Annotated in this window: 4 protein-coding genes and 1 pseudogene; all 5 read left to right on the forward strand. The window is 46.3% G+C overall.

Annotated elements, in window-relative coordinates; translation table 11 throughout:
• A pseudogene (locus BCT81_RS10830) lies at positions 1-1,930 on the forward strand (RHS repeat protein); the annotation flags it as partial.
• Complete coding sequence (locus BCT81_RS10835) at positions 1,920-3,050, forward strand: RHS repeat-associated core domain-containing protein (RefSeq protein ID WP_102424217.1); 1,131 nt, start codon at positions 1,920-1,922, stop codon at positions 3,048-3,050. The pseudogene BCT81_RS10830 and the gene BCT81_RS10835, both read left to right, overlap by 11 nt.
• Positions 3,051-3,316: 266 nt before the next feature.
• Positions 3,317-4,756, forward strand: coding sequence for a 6-phospho-beta-glucosidase (locus BCT81_RS10840; protein ID WP_102424219.1), 1,440 nt, complete (start codon positions 3,317-3,319; stop codon positions 4,754-4,756).
• A 110-nt stretch (positions 4,757-4,866) separates the two neighbouring features.
• A complete protein-coding gene (locus BCT81_RS10845) occupies positions 4,867-5,865 on the forward strand; it encodes a LacI family DNA-binding transcriptional regulator (protein WP_102424221.1) in 999 nt (332 codons plus the stop codon).
• 249 nt (positions 5,866-6,114) lie between these two features.
• The gene (locus BCT81_RS10850; RefSeq protein ID WP_102424223.1) at positions 6,115-6,675 is read left to right on the forward strand and encodes a sugar O-acetyltransferase; all 561 of its coding nucleotides are present in this window, start codon (positions 6,115-6,117) and stop codon (positions 6,673-6,675) included.
• The last annotated feature ends 77 nt before the right edge of the window (positions 6,676-6,752 follow it).

A 6,752-nucleotide genomic window follows, 5' to 3' on the forward strand; every position in this document is an offset into this window, starting at 1 on the left:
ATATATTGTTGATACTGGTTTGAGCCGACAAACTCTGCTGTTAACTGATTGCAAAGGTAACTTGTGTGAGCAGAGCTGGGATGGTCAAGGGCGAGAATTAGAAGCCAAGGTTGGCAACTCCGTCGTATGGACAAAAATGTATGATGCGTTTGGCAGGCTGCAAAGCAAGAGTACCTATGATGTGCTGCCCGATCGAAACTCCAGATCGGCGCCTGTAGTGTTAACCGAGAGCTATGAATACGATGATTGGGGGCAGGTTAAATCTACGTTGCTTGCTAACGGAAAGCGTCGCGTTGAATTTAACAACCTTGCATCGCGTAAGAAAACTCAGGGCATTGAAGGCTTAACCATGACGGTGAGCTCTCTGAACACTTGGGGTCTTGAAGACAAAAAAGAGCAGGGGATTCATAGCTGGGATTATGAGTATGATTCGTGGGGGAGGCTGATCAAAGAAACCAACCCGCTTGCTCAATCTAAGCACTACCATTACGACCGATTTGATCGCGTGATTCGCATGACTCAAGCGAACGGTGTCGATCACAACATCACCTACGCTGAGCATACCGATCAGTCACAGGTTGTAGACCTGAAGATTGGTGGGACAACGGTGGGACAACGTGACATTGATGGCTTAGGGCGTCAGCGATCACTACGACGCGGTGCGAGTACTCAAGCGGCGCTGAGTTGGTCCTACTCAGACAGCAGTAATATTCCTGAAACTGAAACTAGCTTGTCAGCGCCAGTACGTAAGTTTACTCGCGATAGTCAATTGGGTGTGTTGAGTGCCAAGTCGTCTGATGGGCAGGTTGCTAACTATAGTCATGACCCAATATCCGGCTTGCAAACCGGGAGTCAAGATAGTGAAGGCAATCAAAGCACCATTACCTATTCGTCGAAGGGGTTGCCTGAAGTTGAGGTAAATGATGGACAGATTCGTTATTACAGTTATTCAGATGGCGGGGTTATCGCTGCCGTTGATAGCGACACGGATACTCGACAGTACGGCTATGATGAGCTCGGGCGTTTGGTGAAGCTGAGCTGCAATTCGACAACGGTATATTACGATTATGATGAGTTTGATCGGGTGATCGTCGAGACTTTAGTGTCTGGTAATCAAACCCAAATTACGGAGCTTGATTGGGATGAGTACAGCCGTGAAGTGAATCGAGCTGTTGCCTTGAACAACCATTATATCTTTGAGCAATCACAAGAATACAACGCGCTAGGTATGCTCGAATCTCGTACCAAAGACTGTGCGACATTAGGCAACCTGACAGAAAGCTATACCTATGATGAGCTTGCTCAGCTTACTAAGGTTGAATTCTTTGGGGCGGGACCTTTGAGTGATTGGGGACAGCCAATGACTTCAATTGAGTGGAGCTACGACGAGTTGGGTAACATGTTGACTCAGCGTACATTGACGGCTGAATCTGAAGATTTCGCTCGTTATTTTTATGAGTCGGATGATCCTTGTCGGTTGACCAGTATTACTCACTCTCATCCACAACTGGATAGCCGAGTATCAATCGAGTACGACTTGAATGGCAACATGACTCAAGATGCGGATGGTCGCGTGCTCGAGTATGACAACTTCGACCGCCTACAACGCGTGTTTGCCGACAATACTGAATGGATTTACCACTATGACAGTAATGACCGACTTTCGGCTCAGCAGTCGCCATCTGAATCTCGCCAATTTAGCTATCTATGGGGTGACCTCTCAGCAATAGAGGAAAATGGCACACTGACTCAGTATATCTATCACGAAGGGGTCCCAATATGGTCAGAGTCAGGTTCGGATACAAACCTGTTAGCGACCGATCAAAATGGGTCTGTCGTTGCCTCTAATACTTCAGGAAAAACGGGCTCAACGTACCGTTACTCTCCATATGGACAACGTGAGCAAGCGGGGAATGCAAATGAAGAATAAAGACTCGGTATTTATTACCCCACTTAATCGCCGTCAGTTTCTGATTAAAATTGGTCAAACTGCTGCAGTGGCTGGTGGCATATCCTTGCTACCGACTTCAGTTCGTTTAGCGATGGCGCAGTCGATGGCAATCTCTCACTCAGACATTGGCTTCAATGGTGAGTGGCTAGACCCCGTGTTGCAAGGTTATCACTTAGGTCAAGGCTATCGCGTCTACCAGCCTAAGCTGATGCGCTTCAATGCCCCCGACAGTTTGGCGCCTTTTAATGAGGGTGTGCATAACGCTTATGTGTATTGTCACAATGATCCTATTAACTTCACCGATCCAAGTGGCCACCTGAATATCAGCAAGATCTTGTTTGGTGCTTTTGGTGTGCTTGCCGGGATAGTTGGCATTGCATTGGCCGCGCCTACTGGTGGATCAAGCTTGGTGTTGGCGGCTGGTATCATCGGTGGTATTGCTGGGATGACCAGTGGTGCATTACAAATTGCGTCTGGTGTGATTGATGATGGGGACATTTCCCGCAAACTCGATATAGCGACGATTCCTTTCGATATCATTGGTGTGGTGAGTGGCGGATATTCGGCCTATAAGTCGGTTCAGAACTTACGTTGGGTAAGAGCTGGCGGTGCTTTGGAAGATGTCACACAGCCAGGCCTTGGTTCTCGCTTAATGAATAAAATCAGACCTTCGAGTGAGTACAACGTGGCATGGGCGAGTAAAACGAACCCGGCCATGCGCATAGGAAGCTCTGAGGGACGGGTGATAGCGACAAGAATGACTCAGGGCGGCAAGACAATGACGTACACGCCTCCTCCGATTCATGGCGGCTACACTAAGATCCTCCTTGGGCAAGTAAAGGTGAGTGCACGAGGTTATACCATTTATCAAGGCATAATGACGGCGCGCTCGATTGGCAGTTTGGGCTGGTCTACGGTGAAAACGATACCTGGGCGATTAGATCAGGAAAAGTCATCAGCGGATAATATGGTAACCGAAGGCCGAAGTGTTAATCCTGCAGCGAAGAAGACTCAAATGTACGCGCTCGAAGAGACCAGACAGCGCATAAAATATGGTAACGAGGTTCAACAAATGATCCGTCAATTGCCATTGTCGTAGTCTGATCGACTCTTTTCTTTAACAACGCAAAGCCAGCTCAACCCACGTAGAGCTGGCTTTTTTGCATTAGGTGTTGGCGTTTTTGAATGCTATTCATCGCTTAAGAGTGCTTTTTTCAACCCCATCTTGTGATCAAAAAAGATCAAAAAAACTCTTGTTGAAACCGGTTTCAGGCTGTATCTTTGCCTTACTGAAATCGGTTTCAGAGCTGCAATTGGCGTTCTAGTTCCGATCTTTTTCACGAATAACTTGTAGCGAGTAATGGTATGAACAACGAATTTCCGAACGATTTTTTATGGGGCGGTGCAGTAGCAGCGCATCAGTTAGAAGGCGGCTGGGATGCGAATGGTAAAGGCGTGAGTGTGGTTGATGTATTAACGGCAGGCGCGCACGGTGTACAACGTCGAATCACCGATGGTGTAATCGATGGTGAAAACTACCCAAACCAAGTTGCTGTGGATTTCTACCATCGCTACAAAGAAGACATTAAGTTATTTGCTGAGATGGGCTTTAAGTGTTTCCGCACCAGTATCGCGTGGACGCGTATTTTCCCGAATGGTGATGAAGCTGAGCCATGTGAAGCGGGCTTAAAATTTTACGATGACCTGTTTGATGAGCTTCTGAAATACGATATCCAGCCAGTAGTGACGCTGAGCCATTTTGAAATGCCTTACCATCTAGCGAAAGAATACGGCGGCTGGATGAACCGTAAAGTGATCGATTTCTTTGTTAAGTACTCAACCACAGTGATGGAGCGTTATCAGCACAAAGTGAAGTACTGGATGACGTTTAACGAGATTAATAACCAGATGAACACCTCGGCAGACATCTTCGGTTGGTTATGCTCTGGCGTGAAGTTCCCACAATGCGAAAAGCCACAAGAGGCTATGTATCAAGCGGTTCACCATCAGTTTGTTGCGAGTGCCTTGGTGGTGAAGCAAGGTCACGAGATCAACCCAGATCTTCAGATTGGTGCAATGTGTGCGATGGTGCCTTTTTATCCTCGTTCTTCAAAGCCAGAAGATATCATGGTGGCGCAGCAAGCGATGCGCGATCGTTACTTCTTCTCAGATGTGATGGTTCGCGGTCATTACCCAAGCTACGCAAAACGTGATTGGGCTATTAAAGGCTTCAATATCGAAATGCAGCCTGAAGATGAGCAAATCTTGAAAGAGGGTAAAGCGGATTACCTTGGCTTTAGCTATTACATGTCAAACACCTTGGACTCGTCTTCTCATCAATCGACAGAAGAAGCGATGGACGGTGGTCATGAAAACTCGGTAGAAAACCCGTTCATCAAGTCGAGCGATTGGGGCTGGCCGATTGACCCAACAGGCCTACGTTACTGTTTAGCATCTCTTTATGAGCGCTATGAAGTGCCGTTGTTCATCGTTGAAAATGGTTTTGGCGCAGTTGATACCATCGAAGAAGATGACAGCATTAATGATGACTATCGTATCGCTTATCTTGGCGATCACATCAAAGAGATGAAAAAAGCCGTTGCGATTGATGGCGTTGACTTGATGGGTTACACCCCTTGGGGCTGTATCGATTTGGTATCGTTCACCACTGGTGAGATGAAAAAGCGCTACGGATTCATTTACGTAGACAAACACAACGATCAGTCAGGAACACTAGAGCGTAAGCGCAAGAAGTCTTTTGAGTGGTACAAAGGCGTGATTGCATCTAACGGTGCCACTATTTAGAATGCCTCTTACTGCGTCGTTCTACGTAATATAAAGATACGCGCAATATGAACTAGCATTAAATTAGTCGGCTTATGTCGGCTAATTTTTTATATAAGGAAAAGAAGCAAATGGTCACAATGCTTGATGTCGCGAACCGCGCAGGGGTATCTAAGTCGACGGTTTCTCGTGTCTTAAACGGCAAGAATATCGTGCGCCCAGATGTGGTGAAAAAGGTATTTGATGCGATTCAAGAAACGGGCTATCGACCGAACTTATTAGCTCAGCAATTGGCGACCAAGAAGACCAACTTTATCGGCTTTGTGATCACCAATGAGCTGTTCAACGGCCCTTACTTCTCTTCTTTGATGTATCACGCGGCTTCTTACAGTGAAAAATCGAATCACCAATTGGTGATCACCGATGGTAAACACAGCGCTGAAGACGAAAGAAAGGCGATCAATTTCCTACTCGATATGAAATGTGCCGGCATCATCATTTATCCGCAATGTTTAACGGAAAGCGAGATCGCTCAGATCATCGAAAGCACGGATACACCGATTTTGGTGCTCAACCGGGAAATGCCTTCGAAACCTGAGCATGCTATCACTACCGATCATTATCAAAGTGCTTGTTTGATGGTTGAACACATCATCGAGCAGGGGCATACAGAGATTGCGGTGATCCGTGGTAAAGCAGGGTCGTCGACCGATGAGCAACGTTATAAAGCCTATCAAGATGTGCTCACTCAGCATGGTATTGAGCTGAACGAGTCTAGTGTGGTTCAAGGCGATTGGACGATGGAGAGTGGTTATCGTGCCGCACAAGCTTTAGTGGAAAGCAAAGTAAGCTTCACTGCGATTCTGTCTGAAAACGATGACATGGCGATTGGTGCGATTAAGGCGTTAACGGAGCTAGGGTATTCATTACCTCAAGATATCTCTATCGTCGGTTTTGATAACAGCAAAGTGGGCGAGTTTTTAACACCAAGCTTAACCTCTGTCAGCGTACCGCTGGAGCAGATGACGCAAAAAGCGATTCTGCAAATCGTTGGAGGTTCGGAACAAGCAGATGCCATCGACACCACTGGTAGTCTTGTCATTCGAGATTCAGTTGCTCAGCGTACTTAAACGAAAATTACATCAATTTCATACTGGCCTTTGCTTAATAACAAAAACTTTTTATTGGTTCCATCTATGTGTTTCGTTTGTTGTGCATGAATTTTAATGGGTCGTTCACTACAAATCGTGACAGGAAGCGCATCTCTGTAAGACTCTTAAAACCGCTCTTATTGTGAGAGGGAAAGATATGCGATATTGCGTTTTTTGGTCATTGTATTGACCATTACTGGGTAAGTAGTGTGGAAATAGGTAAATAACGTGAAAACAGAAAAACAGAAGATGTTGGCAGGTGAGCCTTACCTTGCTTGGGATGAAGAACTGTACGCAGAGCGGATCGAGTGTCGTAAGGTTCTTCAAAAGCTTAACAACAGTATTCCAGACAGTGACGAATGGCGCTCTGCAATTGACACTCTAATTCCTGATTCTGAAGGCGCTTATTTAGAGCCACCATTTCGCTGTGACTACGGCTCAAACATCAAACCGGGTAAGAACTTTTACGCCAACTTTAACTGTGTGATTTTGGATGTCGCGGAAGTAACTATTGGCGACAATGTGCTGTTCGCTCCGAATGTACAAGTGCTCACGGCAGGTCACCCATTGGATGTGAAGAGCCGCGTCGACGAAGGCGTTGAGTTCGGTACCCCAATTACCATTGGTGACAATGCTTGGATTGGTGCGGGCGTGATCATTTGCCCAGGTGTGAACATTGGTAAGAACAGTGTGATCGGTGCGGGTAGTGTGGTGACCAAAGATATTCCAGACAATGTGGTCGCAGTCGGTAATCCATGCCGAGTTTTGAAGCCAATTGATAATGAATAGTAGAACAACCAAATAGACAAAGCCCGAACTTAGATTCGGGCTTTGTTTTTTCTATTCTAGCTAGATGCTAGATGCTA

This window comes from Vibrio sp. 10N.261.52.A1, from assembly GCF_002876325.1.
Taxonomy (GTDB): Bacteria; Pseudomonadota; Gammaproteobacteria; order Enterobacterales; family Vibrionaceae; genus Vibrio; species Vibrio chagasii.